At 66.0% G+C, this 26,976-nt stretch carries 24 protein-coding genes; 7 read left to right on the plus strand and 17 right to left on the minus strand.

Translation table 11 applies throughout. The features are described 5' to 3' along the window. The first annotated feature begins 10 nt into the window (after nucleotides 1-10). Complete coding sequence (gene queF, locus H5P29_RS21760; protein WP_154385444.1) at nucleotides 11-472, plus strand: preQ(1) synthase; 462 nt, start codon at nucleotides 11-13, stop codon at nucleotides 470-472. 23 nt (nucleotides 473-495) lie between these two features. On the opposite strand, the gene H5P29_RS21765 is transcribed toward queF, so the two are convergent. From H5P29_RS21765 to H5P29_RS21775, 3 genes are read right to left on the minus strand one after another with little or no spacing between them, the layout of a single operon-like run. Next, nucleotides 496-978 (minus strand): hypothetical protein, encoded by a 483-nt coding sequence (locus tag H5P29_RS21765; RefSeq protein WP_083948618.1) that lies wholly within the window; start codon nucleotides 976-978, stop codon nucleotides 496-498. Next, the gene (locus H5P29_RS21770) at nucleotides 975-1,367 is read right to left on the minus strand and encodes a nuclear transport factor 2 family protein (RefSeq protein ID WP_067963320.1); all 393 of its coding nucleotides are present in this window, start codon (nucleotides 1,365-1,367) and stop codon (nucleotides 975-977) included. The genes H5P29_RS21765 and H5P29_RS21770 overlap by 4 nt, the downstream gene beginning before the upstream one ends. 11 nt (nucleotides 1,368-1,378) lie before the next feature. Further along, nucleotides 1,379-2,944: a trimethylamine methyltransferase family protein gene (locus H5P29_RS21775; RefSeq protein WP_154385445.1), complete on the minus strand. Its 1,566-nt coding sequence runs from the start codon at nucleotides 2,942-2,944 to the stop codon at nucleotides 1,379-1,381. A gap of 91 nt (nucleotides 2,945-3,035) precedes the next feature. Between H5P29_RS21775 and H5P29_RS21780 the strand changes: the two genes are divergently transcribed. After that, nucleotides 3,036-3,938, plus strand: coding sequence for a LysR substrate-binding domain-containing protein (locus H5P29_RS21780; RefSeq protein WP_067963326.1), 903 nt, complete (start codon nucleotides 3,036-3,038; stop codon nucleotides 3,936-3,938). 268 nt (nucleotides 3,939-4,206) lie between these two features. Next, a complete protein-coding gene (mutL, locus tag H5P29_RS21785; RefSeq protein ID WP_154385446.1) occupies nucleotides 4,207-6,051 on the plus strand; it encodes a DNA mismatch repair endonuclease MutL in 1,845 nt (614 codons plus the stop codon). Between the two features lie 246 nt (nucleotides 6,052-6,297). Here mutL and H5P29_RS21790 read toward each other — a convergent pair whose 3' ends face one another. Beyond that, nucleotides 6,298-7,197 (minus strand): DMT family transporter, encoded by a 900-nt coding sequence (locus tag H5P29_RS21790; protein ID WP_154385447.1) that lies wholly within the window; start codon nucleotides 7,195-7,197, stop codon nucleotides 6,298-6,300. Between the two features lie 112 nt (nucleotides 7,198-7,309). On the opposite strand from H5P29_RS21790, the gene H5P29_RS21795 reads away from it, so the two are divergent. Beyond that, on the plus strand, nucleotides 7,310-8,215 hold the full coding sequence (locus H5P29_RS21795; protein WP_067966762.1) for a LysR substrate-binding domain-containing protein: 906 nt from the start codon (nucleotides 7,310-7,312) through the stop codon (nucleotides 8,213-8,215). A 172-nt stretch (nucleotides 8,216-8,387) separates the two neighbouring features. Next, on the plus strand, nucleotides 8,388-8,621 hold the full coding sequence (locus H5P29_RS21800; RefSeq protein ID WP_067966764.1) for a DUF2093 domain-containing protein: 234 nt from the start codon (nucleotides 8,388-8,390) through the stop codon (nucleotides 8,619-8,621). Nucleotides 8,622-8,668: 47 nt separating this feature from the next. Here the strand turns inward: H5P29_RS21800 and lpxK are convergent, their stop codons facing one another. The 6 genes from lpxK to H5P29_RS21830 form a co-directional block, all read right to left on the minus strand. After that, nucleotides 8,669-9,694, minus strand: a complete 1,026-nt coding sequence (lpxK, locus tag H5P29_RS21805) for a tetraacyldisaccharide 4'-kinase (RefSeq protein ID WP_154385449.1) — start codon at nucleotides 9,692-9,694, stop codon at nucleotides 8,669-8,671. A gap of 2 nt (nucleotides 9,695-9,696) precedes the next feature. Further along, on the minus strand, nucleotides 9,697-11,013 hold the full coding sequence (gene waaA, locus H5P29_RS21810) for a lipid IV(A) 3-deoxy-D-manno-octulosonic acid transferase (protein WP_154385450.1): 1,317 nt from the start codon (nucleotides 11,011-11,013) through the stop codon (nucleotides 9,697-9,699). Then, nucleotides 11,010-11,819 (minus strand): lysophospholipid acyltransferase family protein, encoded by an 810-nt coding sequence (locus H5P29_RS21815; RefSeq protein ID WP_154385451.1) that lies wholly within the window; start codon nucleotides 11,817-11,819, stop codon nucleotides 11,010-11,012. Before H5P29_RS21815 ends, waaA begins: the two co-directional genes overlap by 4 nt. Continuing rightward, on the minus strand, nucleotides 11,819-12,070 hold the full coding sequence (locus H5P29_RS21820) for a DUF4170 domain-containing protein (RefSeq protein ID WP_067963345.1): 252 nt from the start codon (nucleotides 12,068-12,070) through the stop codon (nucleotides 11,819-11,821). The genes H5P29_RS21815 and H5P29_RS21820 overlap by 1 nt, the downstream gene beginning before the upstream one ends. A gap of 78 nt (nucleotides 12,071-12,148) precedes the next feature. Continuing rightward, nucleotides 12,149-12,955: a 3'(2'),5'-bisphosphate nucleotidase CysQ gene (locus tag H5P29_RS21825; RefSeq protein ID WP_154385452.1), complete on the minus strand. Its 807-nt coding sequence runs from the start codon at nucleotides 12,953-12,955 to the stop codon at nucleotides 12,149-12,151. Continuing rightward, nucleotides 12,942-14,285, minus strand: a complete 1,344-nt coding sequence (locus H5P29_RS21830) for a TldD/PmbA family protein (protein ID WP_154385453.1) — start codon at nucleotides 14,283-14,285, stop codon at nucleotides 12,942-12,944. Before H5P29_RS21830 ends, H5P29_RS21825 begins: the two co-directional genes overlap by 14 nt. Nucleotides 14,286-14,430: 145 nt before the next feature. On the opposite strand from H5P29_RS21830, the gene H5P29_RS21835 reads away from it, so the two are divergent. Continuing rightward, nucleotides 14,431-15,861: an MATE family efflux transporter gene (locus tag H5P29_RS21835; protein WP_067963352.1), complete on the plus strand. Its 1,431-nt coding sequence runs from the start codon at nucleotides 14,431-14,433 to the stop codon at nucleotides 15,859-15,861. 23 nt (nucleotides 15,862-15,884) lie between these two features. Here H5P29_RS21835 and H5P29_RS21840 read toward each other — a convergent pair whose 3' ends face one another. The 5 genes from H5P29_RS21840 to H5P29_RS21860 form a co-directional block, all read right to left on the minus strand. Beyond that, nucleotides 15,885-16,706: a patatin-like phospholipase family protein gene (locus H5P29_RS21840; RefSeq protein WP_154385454.1), complete on the minus strand. Its 822-nt coding sequence runs from the start codon at nucleotides 16,704-16,706 to the stop codon at nucleotides 15,885-15,887. Further along, entirely contained in the window at nucleotides 16,703-18,073 is a 1,371-nt protein-coding gene (locus tag H5P29_RS21845) for a pitrilysin family protein (RefSeq protein ID WP_154385455.1), read from the minus strand. The genes H5P29_RS21840 and H5P29_RS21845 overlap by 4 nt, the downstream gene beginning before the upstream one ends. A gap of 4 nt (nucleotides 18,074-18,077) precedes the next feature. Further along, nucleotides 18,078-19,451, minus strand: coding sequence for a pitrilysin family protein (locus H5P29_RS21850; protein WP_154385456.1), 1,374 nt, complete (start codon nucleotides 19,449-19,451; stop codon nucleotides 18,078-18,080). Nucleotides 19,452-19,563: 112 nt separating this feature from the next. Then, a complete protein-coding gene (rsmD, locus tag H5P29_RS21855; RefSeq protein ID WP_154385457.1) occupies nucleotides 19,564-20,118 on the minus strand; it encodes a 16S rRNA (guanine(966)-N(2))-methyltransferase RsmD in 555 nt (184 codons plus the stop codon). Further along, nucleotides 20,118-22,304, minus strand: coding sequence for a pseudouridine synthase (locus H5P29_RS21860; RefSeq protein ID WP_154385458.1), 2,187 nt, complete (start codon nucleotides 22,302-22,304; stop codon nucleotides 20,118-20,120). The genes rsmD and H5P29_RS21860 overlap by 1 nt, the downstream gene beginning before the upstream one ends. A 76-nt stretch (nucleotides 22,305-22,380) precedes the next feature. Between H5P29_RS21860 and H5P29_RS21865 the strand changes: the two genes are divergently transcribed. Then, nucleotides 22,381-22,833 (plus strand): nucleoside deaminase, encoded by a 453-nt coding sequence (locus H5P29_RS21865; RefSeq protein ID WP_182573670.1) that lies wholly within the window; start codon nucleotides 22,381-22,383, stop codon nucleotides 22,831-22,833. Between the two features lie 232 nt (nucleotides 22,834-23,065). Here H5P29_RS21865 and H5P29_RS21870 read toward each other — a convergent pair whose 3' ends face one another. Then, complete coding sequence (locus tag H5P29_RS21870; protein ID WP_154385459.1) at nucleotides 23,066-23,683, minus strand: hypothetical protein; 618 nt, start codon at nucleotides 23,681-23,683, stop codon at nucleotides 23,066-23,068. A gap of 249 nt (nucleotides 23,684-23,932) precedes the next feature. Further along, complete coding sequence (ileS, locus tag H5P29_RS21875; protein WP_154385460.1) at nucleotides 23,933-26,854, minus strand: isoleucine--tRNA ligase; 2,922 nt, start codon at nucleotides 26,852-26,854, stop codon at nucleotides 23,933-23,935. Nucleotides 26,855-26,976: the final 122 nt, after the last annotated feature.

The raw sequence follows: 26,976 nt of genomic DNA on the forward strand, positions 1-26,976 counted from the left end.
GAGCCGCCCAATGACCATCACCGACAGCCTCACCCAGCTTGGCACCCAGATGCAGACGCCGGCCTCGCCCGAGACCGCCGTGCTCGAAACCGTGCCTTACGACCGCCTCGGCGGTCCGCCCGCCATCGTGCGCTTCACCTGCCCGGAGTTCACCTCGCTGTGCCCTGTCACCGGCCAGCCCGACTTCGCTCACATTGTCATCGACTATGCCCCGGACCGGCTGCTGGTCGAATCCAAATCGCTGAAACTGTTCATGGTCTCGTTCCGCAACCACGGCGCCTTCCACGAGGATTGCACCGTGATGATCGGCCGCCGCGTCGTCGCCGCGACAAAACCTCTGTGGCTGCGCATCGCGGGCTACTGGTATCCGCGCGGCGGCATCCCGATCGACGTGTTCTGGCAGACCGGCAGGCCGCCGGAGGGCGTGTGGCTGCCCGACACGGGTGTCGCGCCCTATCGCGGCCGCGGCTGAACGCATCGAAGGGATAGCGGCGCTCACTGGCATTGATACTGGCTGAGCGCCCATTCATTGGTCACCGACAGCAGGTCGGCGACCTTCCATTCGCCGTCGACCTTCTTCAGCTTCCACTGCATGCGATGCGGCTCGCCCTGAGCCGTAAACGCCGCGACGACGATCGCGGTGTCGCCCGTTTCCGAGCCGATGATCTTCAGGCTCCTGTCGAGTTCGGCCTTGTCATAGGCTGTGCTGTCGAGCGGCATGTTGGCATCGAGGCAATCGCCCTGCTCCGATTTCTCGAGCTGGTCGCGGGCGTCGAGCACCGCCTTGGCCGGATCGACGAAACGGCCGCGCTCGGCCGGATCGAGTTCGAGCCCGACATGGTCGTAGAACGGCCTGACCGCCTCGACGGCGGTGCCGGCCATGGCAGGCGTGACCAGAAAGGGCAGGATGGCAGTTGCAAAAGCGGCTTTCATGGCGGCCTCGGCGTTGGCGTGATGGCCCTCAATAGCACGCCTCATCGGCCGCTGCCTTGCGCGCCAGCGTCATCCTTCACCTCGACACGCATGATCCTGCCGTCGACGTCGAACGTCACCGTCTCCTCGCCCGACCTGACAAGACGGACACCTGACACGGCATGCGTCGCCTCGAGCCGCCAGCGCGACCAGGCGGAGCGCTGTGACAATGCCGCCACCTGCTCGTCCTTGGAAATCTGGTCGCCATAACAGGCGAAATAGCCGCGAAATGCCTGGAGGATCGCGTCGCGGCCGACGACGGCGTCACCGACACCATCGGAGACATAACAGGCGTCAGGCGCGAAACAGGCTTCGATGGCGGCGAAGTCGAGCACGTCGATTGCCGCGTGGTAGGTTTTCAGAGCAGCGAGGGGATCGAAGGCCGTGTCCTGCATAGGTTGCGGCCTCAATACCAGGCATCTTCCATCGACGCCTTCCTGCGCGTCATGAAGTCCTGCAGCGCCTCGTTTATGCCTTCGTCGAGCGGCGGCGCCTCATATTCGGCGAGCATCGTCTTCCAGCGCCGGTTGGCGCGAGTGGCGGCGTCGACCGAGCCTGCCGCCTCCCATTTCTCGTAAGGCTCGTTGTCGGCAATGGCCGAATCCCAGAATGCCGTCTCGTAATTGGCCATGGTGTGGGCGCAGCCGAAGAAATGGTTGCCGGGGCCGACCTCGCGGAAGGCGTCGAGCGCCAGCTGGTTGTCGTCGATCTTGACGCCGTCGAGATAGGTGTGCAGCGCGCCGCAGAAATCGGCGTCCATGACGAACTTCTCGTAGGACATCGACAACAGCCCGTCGAGGAAACCGGCCGAGTGCAGGATGAAGTTGGCGCCGCAATGCACTGCCGCCAGCATCGACATGGTGCCTTCGTTCATGGCGTGGGCGTCGGGCAGCTTGGAGGTGGTGAAATTGCCGGAGCAGCGCAGCGGCAGGTTGAGCCGCCGGGCCAATTGCCCGATGACCATCGAGCCGATCGCCGGTTCCGGCGTGCCGAAGGTCGGCGAACCCGAGCGCAGCGACATGGACGACAGGAAATTGCCGAAAATGACGGGCGCGCCGGGCCGTTCGAGCTGGGTCAGGGCACAGCCGGCCATGGTCTCGGCCAGCGACTGGGCGATGGCGCCGGCATTGGTCACCGGGCCCATGGCGCCGCCGAGGATGAAGGGCACGATGACAGCCGCCTGGTTGGCGCGGGCATAGGCGCGCAAAGCCGTGGTCATGGTGGCGTCCCAGACCAGCGGCGAGTTGACGTTGACATTGCCCAGGATGACGCAGTTCCGGTCGGTGAAGTCCTCGCCAAAAACGATACGCGCCATGTCGATGGAATCTTCGGCACGGCTTTCCGAGGTCACCGAGCCCATGAAGGCGCGGTCGGAATAGCGGATGTGGCTGTAGACCATGTCGAGATGGCGCTTGTTCACCGGCACGTCGACCGGCTCGCAGATGGTGCCGCCGGAATGGTGCAGCCAGGGCGAGGACTGCGCCAGCTTCACGAAATTGCGGAAATCCTCGATGGTGCCGTAGCGACGGCCCTTGTCGAGATCCATGACGAAGGGCGAGCCATAGGCCGGCGAAAACACCACGCTTTTGCCGCCGATCTCGACCGAACGTTCGGGGTTGCGGGCGTGCTGGGTGAAGCTTGCAGGTGCTGTCTTCAGCACCTCGCGCAGCAGGCCGGGCTCGAACTTGACCAGCACCCCCTCGACCTTGGCCCCTGCCCGTCTCCAGTGATCCAGCGACACAGGATCGTCGCGGAACTCGATGCCGATCTCGGCAAGAATCCTGTCGGCGGTCGCCTCGATGCGGACAAGGTTGTCCTCGGAGAGAATGTCGTAGGTCGGGATGTTCCTCGTGATATAGGGCCGGCCATGCGCCTCGGGCCCATGCGAGCGCTGCTCGCGGCGGGCGTTGCGGCCGCCGCGCTCGCGGCGCTTGGCGGGCTCGCTCGGGGCTTTTGCGGTGGCGACGCTCATGTCAGGCTCCAAATCGTTCCAGCATGAAGCTAGCCTTTGGATCCGATGCTGTGACGCTTGAAAATCCTCATCACTTGCATAAGCTTGATTTATGCAAAGCCTGCGCCACCTGTTGCCCTCGGCCGGCAGCCTGATCGTCTTCGAAGCCGCCGGGCGGCTGGCGAGCTTCACCGCCGCCGGGCGCGAGCTCGGCATGACCCAGGCCGCGGTGTCCTACGCCATCCGCGGGCTGGAGGATCAGCTCAGTGCCAAGCTGTTCCAGCGCCGCCACCGCCAGGTGCTTTTGACCGAGGCCGGCGAACGGTTCCATGCCGACGTCACGCTCGGCCTGTCGCATATCCGCAAGTCGGCGGAAGAACTGCGCGCCCGCGCCGGCGGCATGCATGTGACGCTGTCGGCCTCGACTGCCTTTGCCTCGTTCTGGATGATGCCGCGACTGCAGAAATTCCGCGACGACCTGCCTGGCATCGACCTGCGCATCCAGACTGCCGACCGCGACCTCGACCTCGTCGCCGAGGGCATTCCGCTCGGCATTCGCGGCGGCGACGCCGCCGACTGGCCCGACTACGAGCTGTTGCAGATCGCCGACGAAGAGGTCTATCCGGTCGCCGGCCCGGCCTATCTGGCGCGCGCCGGCACGCCTATGACGCCGGCCGAGATGACCCTGCACCATCTGATCCACCTCGACGAGCCCTATCGCCCTGCTGCAACCTGGAACGAATGGTTCCAGTCGGCCGGCCTGAACGGCGCCGTCGCCAAGCGCGGCCTGGTCATCAACGACTATGTGCTGGTCATCCAGGCCGTGATGGAAGGCCAGGGCATCGCGCTCGGCTGGCGTCACCTCACCGACCGGCTGATCGCGGCGGGGCTGTTGGTCCGGCTGTCCGACCACGTCATGACGACGAACAAGGGGTTCCATGTCGCGTGGCCCAGGAATCGCGTGCTGAGCGAAAGCGCTGAAAAGGTGCGCGACTGGCTGGCGGCGCAGGCGTGAGGCGGACAGCGGCTGTGTCCCCAGTCTGCATCGTCGCGCTGCCCCTCATCCGCCCTTCGGGCACCTTCTCCCCGTGAACGGGGAGAAGGAAGAGCGCCAAGGCTGCGGCCAGCCTGCTTCTCCCCGTTACGGGGAGAAGGTCCCGGCAGGGGATGACGGGCAGCGCTGCCTCCCCTGTAAGATGCCAGTGTCACCAATCCGCTGTGGATGCCCTTGCCCCGCGCAATCTCCCTGTCGCCGCCCAACCGAATCCCGCTATAGTTCCGCCATGCCCATTCGCCAGCTTTCCGAAACGATGATCAACCAGATCGCCGCCGGCGAGGTCGTGGAGCGGCCGGCCAGCGTGGTCAAGGAGCTTGTCGAAAACGCGCTCGACGCCGGTGCCGGCCGCATCGAGGTGGCGACAGCAGGCGGCGGGCTCAATCTGATCCGCGTCGTCGACGACGGTTCGGGCATGCCCGAGGACGAGCTGGCGCTGGCGATCTCGCGCCACTGCACCTCCAAGCTCGGTGACGACATCCTCGACATCCGCTCGCTCGGCTTCCGCGGCGAGGCCTTGCCGTCGATCGGCTCGGTGTCGAAGCTCGCCATCCGCTCGCGCACCAGATCAGCCGACAGCGGCGCCGAGATCACCGTCGAGGGCGGCCGGGTGTCGGGCGTGCGCCCGGCGCCGAGCAACCGCGGCACGACAGTCGAGGTGCGCGACCTGTTTTACGCCACGCCTGCCCGGCTCAAATTCATGAAGACCGAGCGCGCCGAGGCGACCGCCATCGCCGACACCGTCAAGCGCATCGCCATCGCTTTCCCGGCCGTGCGTTTCACCCTGTCGGGCACCGACCGCTCGACGCTGGAATTGTCGGCGACCTCGGATGAGGTCGAAGGCAGGCTTGCCCGCATCGCCCAGGTGATGGGCAATGACTTCCCCGACAATTCGATCGCCATCGACGCCGCGCGTGAGAGCGTGCGGCTCGAAGGCCATGTCTCGATCCCGTCCTACACCAGGGGCAATGCGCTGCAGCAATATGCCTATGTCAACGGCCGGCCGGTGCGCGACAAGCTGATCGCCTCGGCGATCCGCGGCGCTTATGCCGACGTTCTGCCGCGCGACCGCCATGCGGTGACGGTGCTGTTCCTGACGCTCGACCCGGCCATTGTCGACGTCAACGTGCATCCGGCCAAGGCCGACGTGCGCTTTCGCGATCCCGGCCTGGTGCGCGGCCTGATCGTCGGCGCGATCCGCCAGGCGCTGGCCAATGCCGGCATCCGGCCGGCGACGACAGGCACGCAGGCGATGATGGGGGCGTTCCGACCGGGACCGACAAGCTACGGCCACCCCGGCCCGGCCAACGGCCATCGCAGCTACAATCCAGATTTCCGTGCCGCCACCTCGGCCAATTACGAACCGCAGCGCTCGCCGTTCCGGCCGCTCGATGCGGGCTTTGCCGAGCCGGCACAGACGAGCTTCGACGCCGGGCCGCTCGATAGTGCCGATGCCCGCGCCGGCCAGGCTGAGGTCGTCGAAGCGCTGCTGCGCACCGAACTGGGGGCTGCCCGGGCGCAGGTGCATGAAAACTACATCGTCGCCCAGACCAGCGACTCGCTCGTCATCGTCGACCAGCACGCCGCCCATGAGCGGCTTGTCTATGAGGCGCTGAAGAACGCGCTGCATGCGCGGCCGATCCCCTCGCAGATGCTGCTGCTGCCCGAAATCGTCGACATGCCCGAGGAAGACGCCGAACGGCTGGCGCTGCATTCGGAAACCTTGGCCCGCTTCGGCCTCGGCGTCGAACGGTTCGGCCCTGGTGCCGTGGCGGTGCGCGAAACGCCGGCGATGCTTGGCGAAACCGACGTCGTCAAGCTGGTGCGCGACCTCGCCGACGAGATCGCCGACAGCGACACCGCCGACACGCTGAAGGAAAGGCTGCATGCGATCGCGGCCACCATGGCCTGCCACGGCTCGGTGCGCTCGGGCCGCCGTCTCAGGCCTGAGGAAATGAACGCGCTGCTGCGCCAGATGGAGGCGACGCCGGGATCGGGCACCTGCAATCACGGCCGCCCGACCTATATCGAGCTCAAGCTCGCCGACATCGAAAAGCTGTTCGGCCGCCGCTAGGGCGTTTCGCGCTTTTCATCCTGAATCGCGAAACCGCTCTATCTCCTTGTTTCTACACAATCTCGGACGGAAAAGCGCTGCACAGCCCTGCTGGAATTGCGCCGGAGCGCAGCACTTGTGCCTGAATCAAGGAAACGCGCTATCTCCTTGTTTTTGCGCAACTCCTGGGGAAAACCGCTTCAGACATTGATGGCGCCAGGTGCTGCCACCTGGCGCCATCAAGGCAGTCGCTACAGTCCGCACGCCTCAGCGCTTGAGATTGACCAGCACCACACCGGCCAGCGCCAGCGCGCCGCCCAGGATGCCGAACAGGCCGGGGGTCTCGCCGAGCCAGACAAAGCCGATCGCCACCGCCACCGGCGGCACGCAATACATGAAGTTGGAGGCACGCGACGCCGGTAGGCGCGACAGCGCCACCGACCAGCTGCCATAGGCGATCAGGCTGGGCACGATGCCGAGATAGATGACCGACCAGAAGGGTTCCGATGAGGCGACCGACATCTGGGCAAGGCCGTTGGGCAGCGCCGGGGCCAGGAACAGCGCGCCGAGGATCATGTTCCAGGCCGAGACGGTCAGCGGCCGATGGCTGATGTACAGGCGCTTCTGGACGATGCTGCTCAGCGAGGTACAGAACGCCGAGCCGAGGATCAGCAAGGCGCCGGTGTTGAAGGTCAGCCCCTGCCCCTCGCCGAGCGCGATGATGCCGATGCCGGCAAAGGACAGGAAGGTGCCGGCCCAGGCAAGCACCGGAAAACGCTCGCCGAGCAGGATCATCGCCAGCACCGCCGTGATGATCGGATTGACGTTGATGATGAAGCTCGCCGCCCCCGCCGAAACCGTCGTCTCGCCATAGTTGAGCAGCACCGTGTAGAGCGCGATGAAGACCGCGCCGCCAAAGGCAAAACGCCAGAGTTCGTTCAGCGCCGGCAAGGCCGGGCGCAGGATCATCAGGTAGATCGCCGACGGCACGGCCGCGATGGCGAAGCGCAACGCGCCGAGTTCGATCGGATCGATGGCATCAAGCCCGGCGCGGATGGCCGGAAAGGACGAGGCCCAGCCGACGATCGTCACGACCACCGCAAGCACGGTGACAGTGGAAGCCCGCTGTGTCGGATTGCCGGTCTGGATGGTGGTCTGGGCGGTCATGGCTGGGCCTCTTCAGTCTGGGTCTGCATGCCAAGATGTCGCCGACACCGAGCTGATTGACAAACGAATAAATCGAGGCTCAGCTGTGAGCATGGATCACAGCTCAGAACAGATGCTCCCTCTCGAAACCTTGCGCGCCTTCCAGGCGGCGGCGCGCAGCGGCAGCTTCTCGGCGGCGGCCGAAAAGCTCAACATGACGCATGGCGCGATCAGCCGGCAGGTCGCCAAGCTGGAGGACTGGCTCGGCCTCCGGCTGTTCGAGCGCGGGGCGCGCGGCGTGACGCTGACGCTCGAGGGCCAGCGCCTGCATCTGCGCGCCAATGAGGCGTTTTCGCTGATCTCCGACACCACCGACCGCTGGGTCGAGCCGCGCGGTGCGGCCGTGGTGCGGCTGACCTCGATCCCGTCGATTGCCGGGCTGTGGCTGATGCCGCGCCTGTCGCAGCTCGAAGCGGGCGAGCCGAAGCTGCGCGTCGTGCTCGACGTCGACATCCGCCAGGCCGACCTCGCCGACGAGGGCATCGATCTCTCCATCCGCTGCGGCCGCGGCAAGATCCCGGGGCGGATCTCGACGCAATTGTTCGAGGAGCACTGCTTTCCCATCGCAGCACCCGCACTTGCGGCCCGCATCGGCAAGGGCGACGCGGCAAGGCTGCTGGACTTTCCGCTGATCCACGATTCCGATGCGTCGAGCTGGCGGTCCTGGTTCAGCACCCACGGCCTCGACTACCGACCGCGACCGCAGGACCGGCGCTTCGAGGACTACAATCTGGTGCTGTCGGCGGCGAGCCACGGTCTCGGCATCGCTTTGGCGCGGCCGCCGCTGACCGAAAACCAGCTCAAGGCGGGCCATCTCGTCATGGTCGACGAACACCGCGCGCTGAACCCTGTGTCCTACTGGCTCGATCGCCCTGCGGGACGGCCGCGACATGCTGCGGCCGAGCTGGCGCGGCGCATCGGCCACCATGCCGGGCTGTCGCTGGAGACGGTCGAACGCTTCCTCGCCGAGGACAGGTAACTTGACCCAGGACGTTCTGTGACCGTAAAAGCCGGGCAAGGCACGGCCCGCCCTTCTTGACGGGCGACCGCCTTGATGGCCCCCCTTCTTTAGCGGGTCAAGAAACTGTAGATTTCGGCAGGCGATGCCGCCGGCGACCGGCAGCCGGCACAGGGAGATTGAGCGAAAGCCCATGATGAACCGTTTCGAAGGCCCCGGCGCACGCGAAGCCCGCATCCGCTATCTCGACGGCGATTTCCAGGTGACGAGCCCCGGTTCCTTCGTGCGCTGCGCGGTGACGGGGGAATCCATCCCGCTGGACGAGCTCAAATACTGGAGCGTCGCCCGCCAGGAACCTTACCGCGATGCCGCGGTGTCGCTGTCGCGTGAAATCGACATGAACCCGGAGCTGCGCACGCGCAAATAAGCCGGCCAGCCTGAGATCTTCAGGCTGAGATTTTCAACCTGATATCTTCAACCTGATATCTTCCGGCGGCGCCAGGCTTCGAGCGTCTCGCTGATGATGCGCTCGGGCGCGTTCTCGACGTCGAAGACGGCGTCGATCTCCAGCACATTCAGGTTTTCGAGAAATTCCGGCGACGCCGCGCCATGGCGCAACCTGGCGGCATCCTTGGACGTCGTGACCAGTTCGAGCTCGCCGACGCGCGCGGCGGTGACCAGATCCTCGAGTTCGTCGGGCAGGTAGAAATGATGGTCGGCGAAGGGATGCGCCAGCACCACCGTCGCCCCTGCCTTGGCCAGCGTGGCGAAGAACTTTTCCGGATGGCCGATACCGGCGAAAGCCAGGAAACGACGGCCGGCAAAGGCCTTCTTGCCGCGTGGGCGCGCCACAGCGGCAAAGACCGGCTTGCCGGCACGCGCCGCCCGGCGCACCACCGCATCGGCGCGCTCGCCCTCGCCCATCTTGAGCACGGCGTCGGCGAAGCGGAGCTGGTCGATCAGCCGCGCCCGCATCGGCCCGCCGGGGATGACGTGGCCATTGCCGAGGCCATAACGGGCGTCGACGACGATCAGCGCATAGTCGATGTGGATGCGCGCGCTCTGGAAGCCGTCATCCATGATCAGGAAATTGCAGCCGCGCTCGATCAGCATGCGCGCGCCGGCTGCTCGGTTGGCCGACACCGCGACCAACGCATGTTCGGCCAGAAGCAGCGGCTCGTCGCCGACATGCTTGGCGCTGTCGTGATGAGGATCGACGATGTGCGGTTCGGAAAAACTGCCGCCATGGCCGCGCGACAGGAAACCGGGCACCAGATGCATGCGTTTGGCCTGCCTGGCAAGGGCTATGGCAACAGGCGTCTTGCCGGTGCCGCCGACGGTGAAATTGCCGACGCACAGCACCGGTGCGTCCATCTTTTCGCGCTTCGCCGCCTTCATCCGCCGGCCCGCCACCAAGGCGTACAGCGCCGACACCGGATAGAGCGCGTAAGCGCGCCAGTCCGGCTTTTCCCACCAGAAAGGAGGCGCTTCGCTGGCCAGAGCTACCTCCCGCCCGCGCCCTTGAGGCGCGACTGCACGATCAGCGGGTGGATGAAGGGTTCGAGCGCCTTCAGCGTGCGGGCGAGCGCACCGCGCATTTCCTCGACGGTGGCGGCACCGGCCAACATCATGTCGTGGCGTGCGATTTCGTTGCCGAGCAGGAAGTTGACCGCACCGGCGAGCATGTCGCGGTCGCGGACGATCTTGGCTCCGCCCTTGTCGATCAGGCGCTGGTAGGTGTCGCGGAAGTTCTGCACGTTGCGCCCGGCGAGAACGGCGGTGTCGAGCATCGCCGGCTCGAGCGGGTTCTGCCCGCCCTGGGCCGTCATCGAACGGCCGACAAAGGCGATCTCGGTCAGGCGCAGGTAAAGTCCCATCTCGCCGATGGTGTCGCCGAGCAAGATGTCGGTGTCAGGGGTGATGCGGTCGCCGGTGCTGCGGCGGGCGACGTTCAGGCCCAGGGCGGTCAGTTCCGTCACCAGGGCCGCGGCGCGGTCGGGATGGCGCGGCACGATGATGGTCAACAGGCTGCGATGGCGGCTGCGCAGCATGGCGTGCACTTCGGCAGCCATCACCTCTTCGCCGTCATGGGTCGACACGGCAGCCCAGGTCGGGCGGCGGCCGATCTGGCGCTGGATGGCGTAGAGCGCGGTTTCGTCGGCCGGCGGCGGCGCGGTATCGACCTTGAGGTTGCCCGAGACGGTGACCGGGCGTGCGCCGAGCGCGCGGAAACGCTCGCCGTCGACCTCCGACTGCGCCACCACATGGGCCATGTTTTCGAACAGCGCCTCGGCGATGTAGGCGCGCTTCTTCCACGACTTGAAGGAGCGGTCGGACAGGCGGCCATTGACCAGGATCTGCGGCACGCGGCGGGCGCCGAGTTCGAGGATGGTCATCGGCCAGATTTCGGATTCGGCAATGATTGCCAGATCCGGCTGCCAGTGGTCGAGGAAGCGGCTGACCGCCGGCTTGAGGTCGAGCGGCACATATTGATGGATGATGCGGCCGCCCAGCCGTTCCTCGGCGACCTGCGCCGAGGTGACCGTGCCGGTGGTCAGCACGATGTTGATGCCATAGCCCAGGATGGATTCGATCAGCGGCACGACCGCGATCGTCTCGCCGACGCTTGCGGCATGGAACCAGACCAGCGGCCCGTCAGGCCGCTCCCGGCTCGGCACGCCGTAGCGCTCGCGCCGGCGGTTGCGGTCTTCCTTGCCCTTGGAGGCGCGCCAGGCGACATAGCCGCCGACCATCGGATAGGCAGCGGCACCTGCGTAACGATAGGCTCTGAGGAAGGCGCGAGCCCAGCGTTCGCTCATTTGCCACCGCTCCCTTTGCCACCATCGACCAGGCGGTAGGCCTGCTCGGTGGCATGGTCGATCGCGGCGGTCAGTTCCTGGCGCTTGCGCTCCATCTCGGCATCGTCGGCGTCGGTCGGAACCTCGATCAGCGGCGCGACGAAGATGGCGCAGCGGCCGAACGGCAAATTGATCGTGGTCTTGTCCCAGCTGCCTTCCAGCACCTTGCGACGGCTGGTGGCAATCGCTGCGGGTGCGATCGGGCGCCCGGACAGCCGGGCCAGGAGGATGATGCCCATGCCGGCGTCGCGCGGCGTGCCATGCGGAATGTCAGCGATCATGCACACGTTCTTGCCGGCATCGAGCGCCTTTTTCAGGGCGATCAGCGCCACGGCGCCACCTTTTTCGTGCTTGCGCCTGGTTTCGCGGCCGCCCGAGCCGCGCACGGCCTCGATGCCGAACTTGTTGATGACAAGCGCATTGAGCTCGGCATCGGCGCTGCGCGACACCATCGCCACCAGGCCGCGTTGGCTCGGATAGAGCGCCGGCGCCAATAGATGCTGGCCGTGCCACAGGCCGACGATCAGCGGCTCGCTGTCGGCATGGCTGCCGCCGGCCAGCGCATAGGAGCCCTTGACCATCGGGTTGGTCAGCTTGATGAAGCGCATCGCCCCGGCAAACAGGCTCGCCACCGCCCCCTTGGCGAAGCGCGACTTGGCAAGCGGCTCGCGGATGCGGCGCCAGAACGTCTTCGACGCCGGCTGCTTGACGCGCTTCTTCTTCGCCGCGGGCCTCACGGCCGGCGACGCCATGCGGGGTTGCTCCATCAGTTCTGACCGGCAGCCTTCGTGTCGGGCTCCAGCAGCCGATGCAGGTGGACGACGAAGTAGCGCATGTGGGCGTTGTCGACGCTTGCCTGCGCCTTTGCCTTCCAGGCCAGCTCGGCCGACTTGTAGTCGGGATAGATGCCAACCATGTCGAGCGCATCGAGGTCGCGGAACTCGGTTCCGCCGAGCTTGGTCAACTCGCCGCCGAACACCAGATGCAGGAGCTGCTTTTTTCCGTTTTCTTCGGACATCTGTTTCCTTGATTCATCATCTCAGGGCTCGCCTGATCTAGACCAAAGCGCGCCGTTTTGGAACAGTCGGTAAAATCATCAACCGTCGTGGCTGGCAAGCACCCCGGCCATGACATCGAGCAGCGTGCCGCTGCCGGCCATCAGCGCGCCGTGAACGATGTCACTGCCGGCAAAGGCGAGCCTGTCGCCATGCCGGTCGAGCAGCTTGCCGCCCGCCTCGGTCAGGATCAGCTCGGCAGCGGCGATGTCCCAATCATGGGCATTGGGCTTGACGAAAGTCGCATCGAGCACCCCGTTGGCGATCATCGCCACGCGATAGGCCAGCGAGGGAATGTAGGTCTCGCGATCGAGCCTGCCCTGCCAGTGCACAGGCATCTTGTCGATCATCGGCTTGGGACCGGCAATACGCATGCGTTCGCCCGCCTCGCGCACCTTCAGGGGCTGGCCGTTGAGAAAGGCGCCACCGCCCTTGACCGCCCAAAAGGTCTCTTGCCGCGCCGGGCATTCGAGCACGCCGGCGAGCGAGCGGCCGGCCTCGACGACGGCAACGCTGACGCACCATGCCGTGCGCCCCTCGACGAAGCCGCGCGTGCCGTCGATCGGGTCGACGACGAAGGTGCGGCGCGCGCCGAGCCGGTCGGGATTGTCGGCGGTTTCCTCCGACAGCCAGCCATAGCCGGGCCGTGCCGCGGTCAGGGTTTCGCGCAAATAGTGGTCGGCGGCGTAATCGGCCTCGCTGACCGGCGAATTGCCGCCCTTGAACCAGACTTCCGGGCTCTGCCGGAAAAAGCCCATGGCGATCCGCCCGGCCTCGGTGGCAGCAGCACGCAGCAGGTCGAGTTCGGCCTTCAGGTCGGAATTGTCGATGTTGTCAGTCGCCTGCAAGGGTCATGCCTTCGATCAGAAGCGTCGGCGCGGCAGTGCCGAAATTGCGGTCGAGGTCGCTTGCCGGCACCATGCGCAGGAACATGTCCTTGAGGTTGGAGGCGATCGTCACCTCCGACACCGCCCAGGTGATCTCGCCATTCTCGATCCAGAAGCCGGAAGCGCCGCGGCTGTATTCGCCCGTCACCATGTCGACGCCCTGGCCGAACACCTCGGTGACATAGAAGCCGCGCTTGAGCGAGCGGATGATGTCCTCGGGCGAGCGCTCGCCCGGCTCGATGCTGAAATTGGTCGAGGACGGCGTGACCGACGAGCCGCTGCGCGCGCCACGGCCATTGGTGACGAGGCCGAGTTCGCGCGCCGCCGATGTCGACAGGAACCAGTGGTTGAGCACGCCCTTGTCGACCATCTTGAGCGTCGCACCTTCGATGCCCTCGCCGTCGAACGGACGCGACGCCTGGCCGCGCCGCTTCAACGGCTCGTCGATGGCGGTGATGGCGGCGGAAGCCACCGGCTTGCCCATCATGTCGCGCAGGAAGCTGGTCTTGCGGGCCACCGAGGCGCCGTTGATGGCGCCGGCGAGGTGGCCGGCAATGCCGCGCGCGACGCGCGGATCGAAGACGACGTCGACGGGTCCGGTTGCCGCCTTGCGGGCGTTGAGCCGCTTGACCGCGCGTTCGCCGGCGCTGCGGCCGATATCGGCCGATGCATCGAGATCGGCAAAGTGGATGCGTGACGAGAAATCATAGTCGCGCTCCATCGCCGTGCCCTCGCCGGCGATGACGCTGGCCGAGCGCGAGAAGCGTGAGCCGACATAATGGCCGACGAAGCCGTGCGAGGTGGCGAGCACCAGCCCGCCAAGACCGGCGGCAGCAACGGCGCCGGACGAATTGGTCACGCCCTTGACGGCGAGCGCTGCCTCTTCGGCGGCGAGCGCGTCTTCCTTCAGGCGTTCGGCCGAGACGATGGTGTCGTCGAACAGGTCGAGGTCGCGCGGCGTTTGCGCCAGCAAGGCGGCATCGGCCAGGCCCTGATAGGGATCCTCCGGCGATACCCTGGCCATCGCCACGGCGCGCTCGGCCAGAACCCTGGGGTCGGAGGCGGCGGTCGCCGAAACGCTGGCGACACGCTGGCCGACGAACACTCTGAGCGACATGTCCTCGCTCTCCGAGGCCTCTGTCGCCTCGACCTTGCCGAGGCGCACCGAAACGCTTGTCGAGCGGCCGCGTACCGCAACCGCGTCGGCGGCGTCAGCGCCGGCCTTCTTTGCCGCCTCGACGAGGCTCGCCACCCGGTCGGCCAGTTTCGCGGCGTCGTTGGTATCGTTCATTTGGCATGTTCCGATTGCTTGCCGCCCGTTGGACGCGGCCCGTACCACCCCATCTATTGTCCCCAACCCGCTTGTGCAATGGGCGGGTGCATGGTCAAACCACCGTGATGCGGTGCTTCGCCGCCGAAATTTCCAGGGAAATCGCATGTCCACACAGGCTCCGGCGGCGGCACCGGCAAAATTCACCACCGGTTCGACCATGCGCCATGTCGTGGTCATGACCGGCACCGGCTCGGTCGGGCTGATCGCCATCTTCATCGTCGACGCGCTCAACCTGTTCTACATTTCCCTGCTCGGCATCGAGGAGCTGGCGGCGGCCATCGGCTTTGCCTCGACGCTTTTGTTCTTCACGCTGTCGATCTCGATCGGCTTCACCATCGCCTGCGGCGCGCTGGTGGCGCGCTGCCTCGGCCGCGGCCAGCGCGAGGAGGCCCGCTCCATGGGCGGCGCCTCGATGGTGTTCATGGGCGTCGCCACGCTTGTGATGACGCTCGCTGCCTTGCCGTTCCTGCGGCCCCTGCTCGCTTTGCTCGGCGCCACCGGTGCGACGCTCGACCTGTCGACCCGGTTCCTGCAGATCGTGCTGCCGTCCTTCCCTGTCATGGCGCTCGGCATGTGCACGACAGGCATATTGCGCGGCGTCGGCGATGCGCGACGGGCAATGTATGTGACGCTCGGCAGCGGCATCGCCGCGGCCATTCTCGACCCGATCCTGATCTTCGGCTTCGACCTCGGCCTCGACGGCGCCGCCATCTCGACGGTGCTGACACGTTTCGTCATGCTGGCCATCGGCCTGCACGGCGCCCATGTTGTGCATCGGCTGATCAAGCTCCCGGATCTGAGCGGTTTGCGCGAGGCCGTCAGGCCCTTCTTCGCCATCGGCGTGCCGGCCATGCTGACCCAGGTCGCGACCCCTGTCGGCAACGCCTATGTCACCATCGAAATGGCTGCCTTCGGCGACCAGGCAGTGGCCGGCTGGGCGATCATCGGCCGTCTGGTGCCGGTCGCCTTCGGCGTCATCTTCGCGCTGTCGGGTGCCGTCGGGCCGATCCTCGGGCAGAACTACGGCGCCCGCAAGTTCGAGCGCCTGACCACGACGATGCGCGACAGCCTGCTGTTCACCATCGTCTATGTGCTGGCTGTGTGGGGGCTGCTGGCGATCTTCGCCAACCCGATCGCCAGCGCCTTCGGCGCCGACGGCATCGCCCGCGAACTGATCGTGTTCTTCTGCCATTTCGCCGCCGGCAGCTTCCTGTTCAACGGCGCGATCTTCGTGTCGAGCGCTGCCTTCAACAATCTGGGCTATCCGACCTATTCGACCGTGTTCAACTGGGGCCGCTCGACGCTCGGCGTCATCCCCTTCGTCTGGATCGGCGCGCATTACTGGGGCGCCATCGGCGTCATCGCCGGCTGGGGCCTGGGCGCTGTGGTGTTCGGTGTCGTCTCGATGTTCGTCTGCTTCCGCGTCGTCAACGCGATCGCGCGCGAACCGCAGCATCAGGACGAGCCGGTGCCGGCGCTGCCGCCGGCGGCACAGTCGCCCTTCTCCACCGGCAAGGCTTCGACGCTGCAATAGCTGGAGAAAGCCGCCCGCCGGGCCTAGCGCAGGATCTCGTCGAGGGCGTGCTTGAGCTCGTCCTTGATCGCCGCCGTCTCGGCCATGACCTGGTCGATCTTGAGGAAGTCGAGCGCCTTGAAGCGCGACACCGGCGGCCTCAGGAAAATGTCTGGCGGGTTCTGGCCGAGCTTGTTGGCGATGATCGACTGCATCATCAGCTGGCTGGCGCCGAACATCAGGTCGATCGAATTGGGCGGCTTGCGGCCGTTCTCGAATGGCGCGCCGACGACGTCGATGGCGATGACGTGGTCGGCCAGGCCCTCGAGCAGGTCGAACGGCACCGGATTGTAGATGCCGCCGTCGATATAGAGCGTGTTGCCGCGCGTCACCGGCTTGAACACCGCCGGGATCGCCGCCGATGCGGCGAGCGCCGAAAACAGCTCGCCCTCCTCGAACACCTTCAGGCAATGGCCGTAATAGTCGGTTGCCGTCACCTTCAAGGGCAGCTTCAGCTCCTCGAAGGTATCAGGCACGCCCTCGGGCAGAAACGACTTGAGGATGCGCTCGACATTGAACTGGGTGACCCTGATGCCGGTCTCGACCATCTCCGACAGCGTGCCCGGCCGGGCCCGCCACATGCGGCTGGCCACCTCGGCCGGCCGGCCGAGCACGGCGCGGGAGTGCTCGTGGATTTCCCTACCGGTCAGGCCGGCGGCCATGCCGGCGCCCATCACAGCACCTATGGAGGACCCTGCGATCGCCACCGGCCTGATGCCGAGCTCGTCGAGCGCCTCGATGACATGGATATGAGCGAGGCCGCGCGCGCCGCCGCCGCCAAGTGCCAGTGCGAAGGTGGCGCTCATCCCTTGCTCTCTCCGAATTTCGGACCGAGGATCATGATCGCGGGGTCGACCGACAACAGCTTGCGCGCCGCCGCCCTGACGTCGTCGAGCGTGACGGCGTTGATCAGCTCGACGCGCCTCTGCATATAGTCGATGCCGAGCTTGTCGGTCTGCAGGTCGACAAGCGTGCCGGCAATCGCGCCCGAGGAATCGAGATTGTTGATGGCATAGGCGCCGAGCATGTACTTCTTGGCCGCGTCGAGTTCAGCTGCGGTAGGCCCCTCCTCCGCCATCTTGCGGATCACCTCGCGAATGACGCCAAGCGTCTCGGCCGCCCGGTCCGACCGTGTCGCGGTGCCGATGATCAGCGACGACGAATGCTCCTGGTTGATCAGCGCGGAGCTGACACTGTAGGCCAGCCCGCGCTTTTCACGCACCTCGTCGAACAGCCGCGACGAGAATGTGCCGCCGCCCAGGATGTGCTCCATCAGTGCCGCGGCAAGGAAATCGGGCGCTTCGCGCGGCACGCCGGGATAGACCAGCTGCAGCGAGGTCTGCGGCAGGGGATATTCGATATGCATGGTCTGGCCGAGCCTGGGCTCGACGCGTTCGACCGGCCGCAATTCGGCTTTGTCAGGCAATTCGCCGAACACCTGGTCGAGCCGCTTCTTCAGCGTCTCGGCGTCGATGGCGCCGACGACGGCGACATGGATGTTTTCCCTGGCGAAATTGGCCTTGTGGAAGGCGCGCAGGTCATCGGCGGTGATGGTCGCCAGCGACGCCTCGGTGCCCATGTCGGGCCTGGCGTAAGGATGCGTGCCGTAGATCGCCTCGGCCCATTTGCGCGCCGCCTGGGTCTCGGGGTCGCGCGCATTGGCAACGATGCCGTTGACGATCTGCGCGCGGATGCGGTCGAGCGGCGCCTGGTCGAAGCGCGGCGTCTCGACCGCAAGCTTGAGCAGTTCGAAGGCATCGTCCTGTCGCTCGGCGAGCATGCGCATGCCGCCGCCGACGGCGTCATTGCCTTCGTTGAAGCCCATTTCGGCGCCAGCCTCGTCGAGCTTGATCTGGAAGGCGTCGCTGTCGAGATCGCCGGCGCCTTCGTCGAAAAGCCCGGTCATCAGGTTGGCGAGGCCTTCCTTGCCCTGGGGATCCTGGGTGCTGCCGCCATCGAACAGGAATTTTATCGCGATGATCGGCACCGAATAGTCCTCGACCAGCCAGGCGGTGATGCCCTTGTCGGACTTGACCTCCTGGATACGGACCTCGGCGCGCGCGACCATGGCGGGCAGGACCAGGAAAACCAGTGCCAGCATCAGCGTCGCCGCTGATGCACGCGTCGTCGAGAAAGTGGGGGCCTTGAAACGCATTGCCATGAGCCTGGTCATCACATCACTTCTCGACTGATTTCGCCGGCAGCAGATAGCCGGCAACCGAATGGTCGGGATTGAGATATTTGGCGGCAACCGCCTTGATCTGGTCGGTGGTGACAGTGCGGATCCTGTCCGGCCACTGTTCGATGTCGGCAACCGTGCCGCCGGTCGCCAGCGTGCTGCCATAGATGTTGGCCATGCTGGCCTGGTTGTCGCGGGCAAAGATCATCGAGCGGACGAAACGGTCCTTGGCCTTTTCGAGCTCGTCCGATGTCACGCCGTCCTTGATGATGCGGCGGATCTCGACGTCGACGGCGGCTTCCACCTGCTGCAGCCCGGCTTCGCCACGCGGCGCGCCATAGACGGTGAAGCTGGTGTCGTCGACCATCGTGCCCTGGAAGAAGGCGCCGGCGGAGGAGGCAATGCCGTCCTTGACCACCAGGCCCTGGTAGAGCCGGCTGCGGCTGCCGCCGCCAAGGATCTCCGACAGAAGATCGAGCGCTTCGGCTTCGCCCGGCTCGGCCGTCTGGTAGGACGGCACCACCCAGGCCTTGGAGAAGCTCGGCACGCTGACACGCTCGTCGGTCAGTTCGACGGTGCGCTTGGTGTTCTGCTCCGGCTCGACCGGGCGGATGCGCGGCGGCAGTTCCGGCCCGCGCGCCACCTTGCCATAGGTCTTTTCGGCCAGCGCCTTGACCGTATCAGGCTCGACGTCGCCGGCAACGATCAGGATCGCGTTGTTGGGGGCGTAATACTTGACGTAGAAGTCGGTGGCGTCGACGCGGTTGAGCTTTTCGATCTCATGCATCCAGCCGATGACCGGAATGCGGTAGGGCTGGTTCTGATACAGCGTCGCGTCGACTTCCTCGTTGAGCAGCGCGCCAGGATTGTTTTCGACGCGCGAGCGGCGCTCTTCGAGGATGACGTCGCGTTCGGGCTCGATCACCGCATCGGTCAGCACCAGGTTGCGCATCCGGTCGGCCTCGAAGCTCATCATCGTTTCGAGGGCAGCGGGGGTCACCGTCTGGTGGTAGGCGGTGTAGTCATAGGTGGTGAAGGCGTTCTCGCTGCCGCCGATCTCGGCGATCTTCTGGCCGAACTCGCCGGCCTTGTGGTTGCTGGTGCCCTTGAACATCAGATGTTCGAAGAAATGGGCGATGCCCGACTTGCCGGGCATCTCGTCGGCGCTGCCGACCTTGTACCAGACCATGTGGGTGGCGATCGGGGCGCGATGGTCGGGGATGACCACGACCTGCATACCATTGTCGAGCGTGAAGCTGGTGACCTTCCAGTCGCTGCGCGGCGCTTCGGCGAGAGCCGGCGCCGACGAGGCCAGCCCCAGGGCCAACAGGGCTGGCAGCGAGGCTTTCGCCCGCAAGAATCTCAAGATCATCAACTGCCTCTGAATGTGGACGTGCCCGCCTTATAGGCTTCGGCACAAAGCGGCGGGAAGTGAATTGTTCGTAATCTTCCGGTCCGAAAGAGGCCGAAGTCGGGCGCCGCAGCTATTGCGCCTCGATGAAGCGGATCACCGTCTCGCCATAAGAACGTTCGTCGACGACGGCAAAGCCGGGTCCCGGCTCGAACGCAACGGATGCCGCTTCCTCGACGACGCAGAGCGCGCCCGGCGCCAGCCAGGCGCCGGCGCGAGCCGAACGCAAGGCTTTCTCGCCCAGGCCCTTGCCATAGGGCGGATCGGCGAAGACCAGGCCGAACGGCCCGAGCGTGCCGGCGTCTCCGAGAGCGGTTGCGTCGCGGCGGAAGATCTTGGTCCGGCCGGTCAGGCCGAAACTCTCGACATTGGTGCGGACAAGTCCGCGGCCTTCGGCCGATTCCTCGATGAACACGCAATAGGCAGCGCCGCGTGACAGCGCCTCGATGCCGAGCGCGCCGGTGCCGGCGAAGAGGTCGAGCACACGCACGCCGTCGAGCCTGCCGCCGAAGCGATGGGCAAGCATGTTGAACACCGCCTCGCGTGTGCGATCCGTTGTCGGACGAATGGCGTTGTTGCGCGGCGTGGCCAACGGCCTGCCGCGCAAATCACCACCGACTACCCGCATCAGCCGCGATCCCGGCGCGGACCGCCGGGCCGTCCACCGCGCGGGCCGTCGCCGCCCGGTCTGTCAGAATGGGGTCTGTCAGAATGGGGCCTGTCGGAACGAGGCCTGTCGGAACGAGGCTTGTCGGAACGCGACTTGTCGAAGCGCGGCTTCGACGCGGCATCGGCCTTGGCCTTTTCGCTCTGCGGACGCGCGCCCGGAGCCATCCAGACATTTGTCTTGCGCGCACCAGGCGTCTCGAACGGCTTCTTTTCGCGCTCGTCACCCTTCTTGCCGCCGAATTTCGGCTTGTCGCCAAACCTGGGCTTGTCGCCGAACTTGGGCTTGTCCCCGAATTTCGGCCGGTCCCCGGATCTCGGCTTGTCGCCGAACCTTGGCTTGTCACCGAAACTCGGCTTGTCGCCGAAGCCGGCAGGGCGTTCGGTCGACAGGCGGCCCAGCACGTCCTCGCGATGACGCTCGCGATCGCGCTTGCGGTTCTTGATCAGGCCGCCTTCGCCGATGTCGAGGCGGGGCGCACGCGGGGCGCGCGGCGCCTCTTCCTCGCGACGTTCCTCGCGGCGGAAGGTCGGCTTGTTGGAGAACGGCTTGACGATGTCGGCGTCAAAATTGGCCCCCGACTCCTCGATCAGCCGCTCGCCGAGCTGGTCGCGCAGCATCTTGCCCTTGATCTCCTGGACATGGCCCTCCGGCAGCTCGCCGAGCTGGAACGGGCCATAGGAGATGCGGATCAGGCGGTTCACCTCGAGGCCGAGCGCGCCGAGGATGTTCTTGACCTCGCGGTTCTTGCCTTCGCGCAGGCCGATGGTGATCCAGGCATTGCTGCCCTGCTCGCGGTCGAGCGTCGCCTCGATCGAGCCGTAGAACACGCCCTCGACGGCGATGCCGTCCCTGAGACCGTCCAGCGTCTTCTGCTCGACCTTGCCGTGGACGCGCACGCGGTAGCGGCGCAGCCAGCCGGTCGCCGGCAGTTCGAGCACGCGCGACAGGCCGCCATCATTGGTCAGCAACAACAGGCCTTCGGTGTTGATGTCGAGGCGGCCGATCGTCATCAGGCGCGGCAGCTCTTGCGGCAGCACGTCGAAGACGGTCTTGCGGCCCTCGGGATCGCGGTTGGTGGTGACCACGCCGGCCGGCTTGTGGAACAGGAACAGGCGGGTGCGCTCGATCGGCGGGATTTCCATGCCGTCGAGATGGATGATGTCGTCAGGCATGACGTTGACCGCCGGAGACGCCAGCACCTTGTTGTTGACCTTGACGCGGCCGGCAGCAATCAGCTCCTCGGCATCGCGGCGCGAGGCGAGGCCCGCACGCGCCAGGCGCTTGGCGATGCGCTCGCCCGGCTCCGGTGCATCCTCGGAAGCACGCGGGCGCGGCTTGAAGCCTTCGCCGCGCTTCTCGAAGGGCTTGCCGCCCTCGGGGCGCGCGCGGTACGGGCGATCGCCGCCTGCCGGGCGCGCATCACCGTCGCGCGGACGGAACTCGCGCTGCGGACGATCGCCGCCTTCGGCAGGACGGGCACGATAAGGCTTGTCACCGCCAAACGAACGGCCGCCTTCACGCTTTTCATATGGCTTGCCCTCGGGGCGCGGGCCCTTGCGGAACGGACGCTCGCCGCCTTCAGCGCGCGCCTCGCCGTCGCGCGGACGGAATTCACGCTGCGGACGCTCCCCACCCTCGGCCGGGCGCGCACGGTACGGCTTGTCGCCGCCAAAGGAACGACCGCCTTCGCGCTTTTCATATGGCTTGCCTTCAGGGCGCGGGCCCTTGTGGAACGGACGCTCGGCGCGGGCTTCGCCATCACGCGGCGCGAAATCGCGCCTGGGGCGTTCGCCGCCTTCGGCACCTTCGACGGCGCGCGCACGATAGGGCTTCTTGGCAAAGGGCTTGTCGCCGCCGAACGAGCGGCCGCCTTCGCGCTTTTCATACGGCTTGCCTTCGGGGCGCGGCCCCTTGTTGAACGGCCGCTCGGCGCGCGCCTCGCCGTCGCGCGGGCGGAAATCGCGCTTCGGGCGTTCGCCGCCCTCGGCACCTTCGGCGCGCTTCACGAACGGCTTCTTGGCAAAGGGTTTTGCGCCACCTTCGCTGCGCGGCTTGCCGAATTTCTTGGCACCGCCGTCACGGCCGCCCGCTCCAGCCGGTTTTGACCCGCCCTTGCGGGGGAATTTCTTACGATCGTCGTCCATGGTGGCCTTTGCCCTTTTCGGCGGCTAGATAACAGGAAGCTCGGGGGTTAGCGAGGGGTAACAGGATGGTTGAGGCGTGAAACGGCCCGATTACATGGCATTGGCCTTCGACGAGGCCGAAGCGGCAGCGGCGCGCGGCGAAGTGCCGATCGGCGCGGTCATCGTCCAGGGCAACGAAATCGTCGCCCGGGCCGGCAACCGCACCCGTGAACTCAACGATGCCACGGCACATGCCGAGATACTGGCGATCCGCCAGGCCTGCGTGCGGCTCGGCCAGGAGCGCCTGACCGGGCTCGACCTCTATGTGACGCTCGAACCCTGCACCATGTGCGCCGCGGCCATATCGTTTGCCCGCCTGCGCCGGCTCTATTTCGGCGCCGCCGACGACAAAGGTGGCGCTGTGGTCAGCGGCGTGAGGTTCTACGCCTCCCCCACCTGCCATCACGCACCCGACGTCTATGCCGGCATCGGTGAAACCCGCGCCGCCGAGATGCTCAAGAGCTTCTTCAAGGACAGGCGCGAGGACTAGAGCGTTTCCGCTTTGCTTCGAATCGCGGAATCTCTCCAGCATTTTTGTTGTTGCGCAATTCCCAGGGAAAACCGCTGCACACTTTTCCTGGAATTGCTCCTCTTTTTGTTTTGCGCAATTCCCAGGGAAAACCGCTGCACACTTTTCCTGGAATTGCTGCAGGCAGCCCCGCAAAAACGAAAACGCCCTGAACCAGTCAGGGCGCCCGGTCAGTCTGCAATTGTGGCCAGGATCAGAACGGCCACCAGCTCGTGCCCTTCTTGGCGAGCTTCTTCTTGCGGCGTTCCTTCTTGATCTCGTCTTCGCCGAGCTCATCCTGGGCGGCGGTGGCGGCTGCCTGGCGGTAGGCCAGCGGCGGCTCGCTCAGATATTTGCGGGAAGTGGTGCTGCCCTGCTTGTTCTCGCGCAGGCGGCGTTCGATCTCGGCCTTGCGCTGCGCCGGCGTCCACTTGCTCATGTCGGGGCCGTTCAGCGCAGACATGTCGTTGACGACTTCCGGCTCGAAATTCGGGTTGTCGCGATTCTTGGTGGCGTTGTCGCGGATGCGGGCGCGGCGTGCCTCGGGCGATTCGGGCCAGTCGGCGCTTGCCGTGGTGACGATGTTGTCCTGCGGCGCCGGCAGGGCGGCGACCTGGCCGGTCTTCGGCTTCACCAGCTCCGGACGCGGCTTGTAGTCGATGGTGTTGGTCTTCGGCTTCAACGACATGATGTTGGTCAGGTCGGTCGCGAGCTGGGTCGTCGCCGACTTGTCGGTGCCGTAGGTGGGCGCGCTCATGCAGCCCGTAAGCGCCAGGCCGGAAACGGCGAGCGACGCAAGCAAAGCTCCGCGCGCGCTGATGCGGTCCGTCATGCCAGTAATTTTCACTCGAACGCCTCTCGCTAGATGCCGGCCTTGAGCCGGGTCCCGGTCCGTATGCTCATCCGACGGAATTCCGGCGACAATTTGTCTGCCGGAGTTTCGCGCTTTTACCTTAATGGGTCGTCAAGGGCAACGACCGGCCGGAGATGTCTACCGGTCGTTGCATTTCAGCATCTGTTAGAACCGGCCCATCTCAGAGCCGGCCCATCTCAGAGCAGGCCCATGCCAGCCGGTCGGGTGTCAGAGCCGGCCGAGCGCCTTGAGTTCGTGCAGGGCCGCGGCGTCGCGCGCGGAGACATCGGCAAAGGCGGCGTCGGAACCGACATCGCCGGTGTAGCGCCAGGAACGCGCGCATTTCACCAGCCCACGGTCCTCCGCCTTCTCGACGACGACGGCAACGCCGGGAACTTCGCGCAGGACAAAGGCATCGGCCGGCGCCGCATCATGGGAGATGACGAGATCGCTGGTGATGCTGATCTCGGCCAGGTCGATGCCCGAGAGCGCGTCTTCCAGCACCGCGTCGCTCATATGGACGACAGGAACCGCCTCCAGCGACGAGCCGATGGTCTTCTTGGCCCGCTCGAGCTCGAGCGCGCCGGTAACCACGCTGCGCACCTGGCGAACCTTGCGCCACTTCTCGGCCAGCGCCTCGTCGCGCCAGGCAGCCGGCACGTCGGGGAACTGTTCGAGATGCACCGACTCGGCGCCCGGGTGGCGTTCGAGCCAGGCCTCTTCGGTGGTGAAGGGCAGCATCGGCGCCAGCCACTTGACGACGCAGTTGAACAGCACGCGCACGACATGGACGGCCGCCTTGCGGCGGATGCTCGACGGCGCATCGCAGTAGAGCACGTCCTTGCGGATGTCGAAGTAGAAGGCCGACAGCTCGACGACCATGAAGTCGATCAACGCACGGGTGATACGCTTGAACTCGAAATCGTCATAACCCTTGCGCACCAGCGCATCGAGCTCCGACAGCCGGTGCAGCATCAGCCGCTCCAGCTCCGGCATCTCGGCCAGCGCCACCTCCTCGCCGTCGTCATGGGCGAGCGTGCCGAGCATCCAGCGGATGGTGTTGCGCAGCTTGCGATAGGCGTCGATGTTGGTCTGCAGCACGTTCTTGCCGAGGCGCTGGTCTTCCCAATAGTCCGTCGTCATCACCCACAGGCGCAAAATGTCGGCGCCCGACTGCTTCATGACGTCCTGAGGCACCACGGTGTTGCCGAGCGACTTCGACATCTTGCGGCCTTCCTCGTCCATGGTGAAACCATGGGTGACGACCGTATTGTAAGGCGCGCGGCCGCGCGTGCCGCAGCTTTCGAGCAGCGACGAGTGGAACCAGCCGCGATGCTGGTCCGAGCCTTCGAGATAGACGTCGGCCGGCCATTTCAGGTCGGGGCGATCCTCCAGCGTGAAGACATGGGTCGAGCCCGAGTCGAACCAGACGTCGAGGATGTCCATCACCTGGGTCCACGCCTCGTTGGCGCGGGAGCCCAGGAAGCGCTCGCGCGCGCCCTCGGCGAACCAGGCGTCGGCGCCCTCGTCCTCGAAGGCCGCGACGATGCGGGCATTGACCGCCTCGTCCTTCAGCACATTGCCGTCGGCGTCGGCAAAGATGGCGATCGGCACGCCCCAGGCGCGCTGGCGCGACAGCACCCAGTCGGGGCGGTCCTCGATCATGGCGCGCAGGCGGTTCTGGCCGGCGGCGGGCACGAAACGCGTGTCGTCGATCGCCTGAAGCGCGCGGCTGCGCAAGGTCGTGCCGTCGCCGAGCTCCTTGTCCATATAGACGAACCACTGCGGCGTGTTGCGGAAGATGATCGGCTTCTTCGAACGCCAGCTGTGCGGATAGCTGTGCTTGAGCCGGCCGCGCGCAAACAGCGCCGCGTGCCTGATCAGCTCGTCGATGACCGCCTTGTTGGCGTCGCCCTTCTTGCCGTTGTCGTCGATGACGCGCGCCGCACCACCTTCGCGGCCGGGACCGAAGCCCGGCGCGTCCTTGGTGAAGAAGCCGCCATCGTCGACGGTAAACGGGATCGCCGGGTCGATGCCGCGCGCGTGCAGATCCTTCGCCGCATCCATCCAGGCGTCAAAGTCCTCGCGGCCATGGCCGGGTGCGGTGTGGACGAAGCCGGTGCCGGCATCGTCGGTGACATGGTCGCCGGCAATCATCGGCACGCCGAACAGATAGCCGCCGCCGAAGCCCTTGAGCGGATGCGAAAGCACAGCCTTTCCAAGCTCTTCGCCGGAAACGCTGGCGATCTGATTCAACGTCACCTTGGCCTTGGCCGCGGCCTCGTCGGCAAGGGCTGCGGCAAAGATCAGCTTTTCGCCCGGCTGCGGGCCGAAATCGTTTTCGGCAGCGGTGACCTCATAGAGGCCGTAGGCGATGCGCGGCGAATAGCTGACGGCGCGGTTGCCGGGGATGGTCCAGGGCGTCGTCGTCCAGATGACGACATGGGCGCCGGCCAGGGCTTCGGAGCCGGAAGCGACCGGGAACTTCACCCAGATCGTGTCGCTCTCGTAATCCTGGTATTCGACCTCGGCCTCGGCGAGCGCGGTGCGCTCGACGACCGACCACATCACCGGCTTCGAGCCGCGATAGAGCTGGCCCGACATGGCGAACTTCAACAGCTCGCCGGCGATGCGCGCCTCGGCGTGGAAATTCATCGTCGTGTACGGGTTCTTGAAGTCGCCGATGACGCCGAGACGCTGGAACTCCTCGGCCTGGATGCCGATCCAGCCGGCGGCGAATTCACGGCATTCCTTGCGGAATTCGTTGATCTCGACCTCGTCCTTGTTCTTGCCGGCGGCGCGGTATTTTTCCTCGATCTTCCACTCGATCGGCAGGCCGTGGCAGTCCCAGCCCGGCACGTAGTTGGAATCGTAGCCGCGCATCTGGAACGAGCGGGTGATGACGTCCTTGAGGATCTTGTTCAGCGCATGGCCGATATGGATGTTGCCGTTGGCATAGGGCGGGCCGTCATGCAGGACGTATTTCTCGCGGCCGGCGGCACTTTCGCGCAGGCGCTTGTAGAGGTCCATCTTCTGCCAGCGCGCAACCGTCACCGGCTCCTTCTCGGGCAGGCCGGCGCGCATCGGGAATTCCGTCTGCGGCAGGTAAAGCGTCTTGGAATAGTCGAGCTTTTCGAACGTGTCGGTCATTTGTCTTGCCATCTTGCCCGGCAAAGCTGCCACGGGCGTTCAACTGTCATGATCTGGAAAAGGCGCCGGTAGCGCGCAGGCAAAAAGTCCCGGACTTGCGGACAGCCTCAGGCCACCCGGAA

Origin of the sequence: Aminobacter sp. MDW-2 (assembly GCF_014250155.1) — a bacterium.
Lineage (GTDB): Bacteria > Pseudomonadota > Alphaproteobacteria > Rhizobiales > Rhizobiaceae > Aminobacter > Aminobacter ciceronei.

Coding starts and splice junctions, on each gene's coding strand:
- H5P29_RS21850 (WP_154385456.1), bottom strand. CDS start 19,451: ATGATCTTGAGATTCTTGCGGGCGAAAGCCTCGCTGCCAGCCCTGTTG.
- H5P29_RS21830 (WP_154385453.1), bottom strand. CDS start 14,285: ATGAACGATACCAACGACGCCGCGAAACTGGCCGACCGGGTGGCGAGC.
- H5P29_RS21835 (WP_067963352.1), top strand. CDS start 14,431: ATGTCCACACAGGCTCCGGCGGCGGCACCGGCAAAATTCACCACCGGT.
- H5P29_RS21800 (WP_067966764.1), top strand. CDS start 8,388: ATGATGAACCGTTTCGAAGGCCCCGGCGCACGCGAAGCCCGCATCCGC.
- queF (WP_154385444.1), top strand. CDS start 11: ATGACCATCACCGACAGCCTCACCCAGCTTGGCACCCAGATGCAGACG.
- H5P29_RS21870 (WP_154385459.1), bottom strand. CDS start 23,683: ATGACGGACCGCATCAGCGCGCGCGGAGCTTTGCTTGCGTCGCTCGCC.
- H5P29_RS21765 (WP_083948618.1), bottom strand. CDS start 978: ATGAGGCGTGCTATTGAGGGCCATCACGCCAACGCCGAGGCCGCCATG.
- H5P29_RS21820 (WP_067963345.1), bottom strand. CDS start 12,070: ATGTCCGAAGAAAACGGAAAAAAGCAGCTCCTGCATCTGGTGTTCGGC.
- waaA (WP_154385450.1), bottom strand. CDS start 11,013: ATGAGCGAACGCTGGGCTCGCGCCTTCCTCAGAGCCTATCGTTACGCA.
- H5P29_RS21780 (WP_067963326.1), top strand. CDS start 3,036: ATGCAAAGCCTGCGCCACCTGTTGCCCTCGGCCGGCAGCCTGATCGTC.
- rsmD (WP_154385457.1), bottom strand. CDS start 20,118: ATGCGGGTAGTCGGTGGTGATTTGCGCGGCAGGCCGTTGGCCACGCCG.
- ileS (WP_154385460.1), bottom strand. CDS start 26,854: ATGACCGACACGTTCGAAAAGCTCGACTATTCCAAGACGCTTTACCTG.
- H5P29_RS21845 (WP_154385455.1), bottom strand. CDS start 18,073: ATGACCAGGCTCATGGCAATGCGTTTCAAGGCCCCCACTTTCTCGACG.
- H5P29_RS21790 (WP_154385447.1), bottom strand. CDS start 7,197: ATGACCGCCCAGACCACCATCCAGACCGGCAATCCGACACAGCGGGCT.
- H5P29_RS21840 (WP_154385454.1), bottom strand. CDS start 16,706: ATGAGCGCCACCTTCGCACTGGCACTTGGCGGCGGCGGCGCGCGCGGC.
- H5P29_RS21815 (WP_154385451.1), bottom strand. CDS start 11,819: ATGGAGCAACCCCGCATGGCGTCGCCGGCCGTGAGGCCCGCGGCGAAG.
- H5P29_RS21775 (WP_154385445.1), bottom strand. CDS start 2,944: ATGAGCGTCGCCACCGCAAAAGCCCCGAGCGAGCCCGCCAAGCGCCGC.
- H5P29_RS21795 (WP_067966762.1), top strand. CDS start 7,310: ATGCTCCCTCTCGAAACCTTGCGCGCCTTCCAGGCGGCGGCGCGCAGC.
- H5P29_RS21770 (WP_067963320.1), bottom strand. CDS start 1,367: ATGCAGGACACGGCCTTCGATCCCCTCGCTGCTCTGAAAACCTACCAC.
- mutL (WP_154385446.1), top strand. CDS start 4,207: ATGCCCATTCGCCAGCTTTCCGAAACGATGATCAACCAGATCGCCGCC.
- H5P29_RS21860 (WP_154385458.1), bottom strand. CDS start 22,304: ATGGACGACGATCGTAAGAAATTCCCCCGCAAGGGCGGGTCAAAACCG.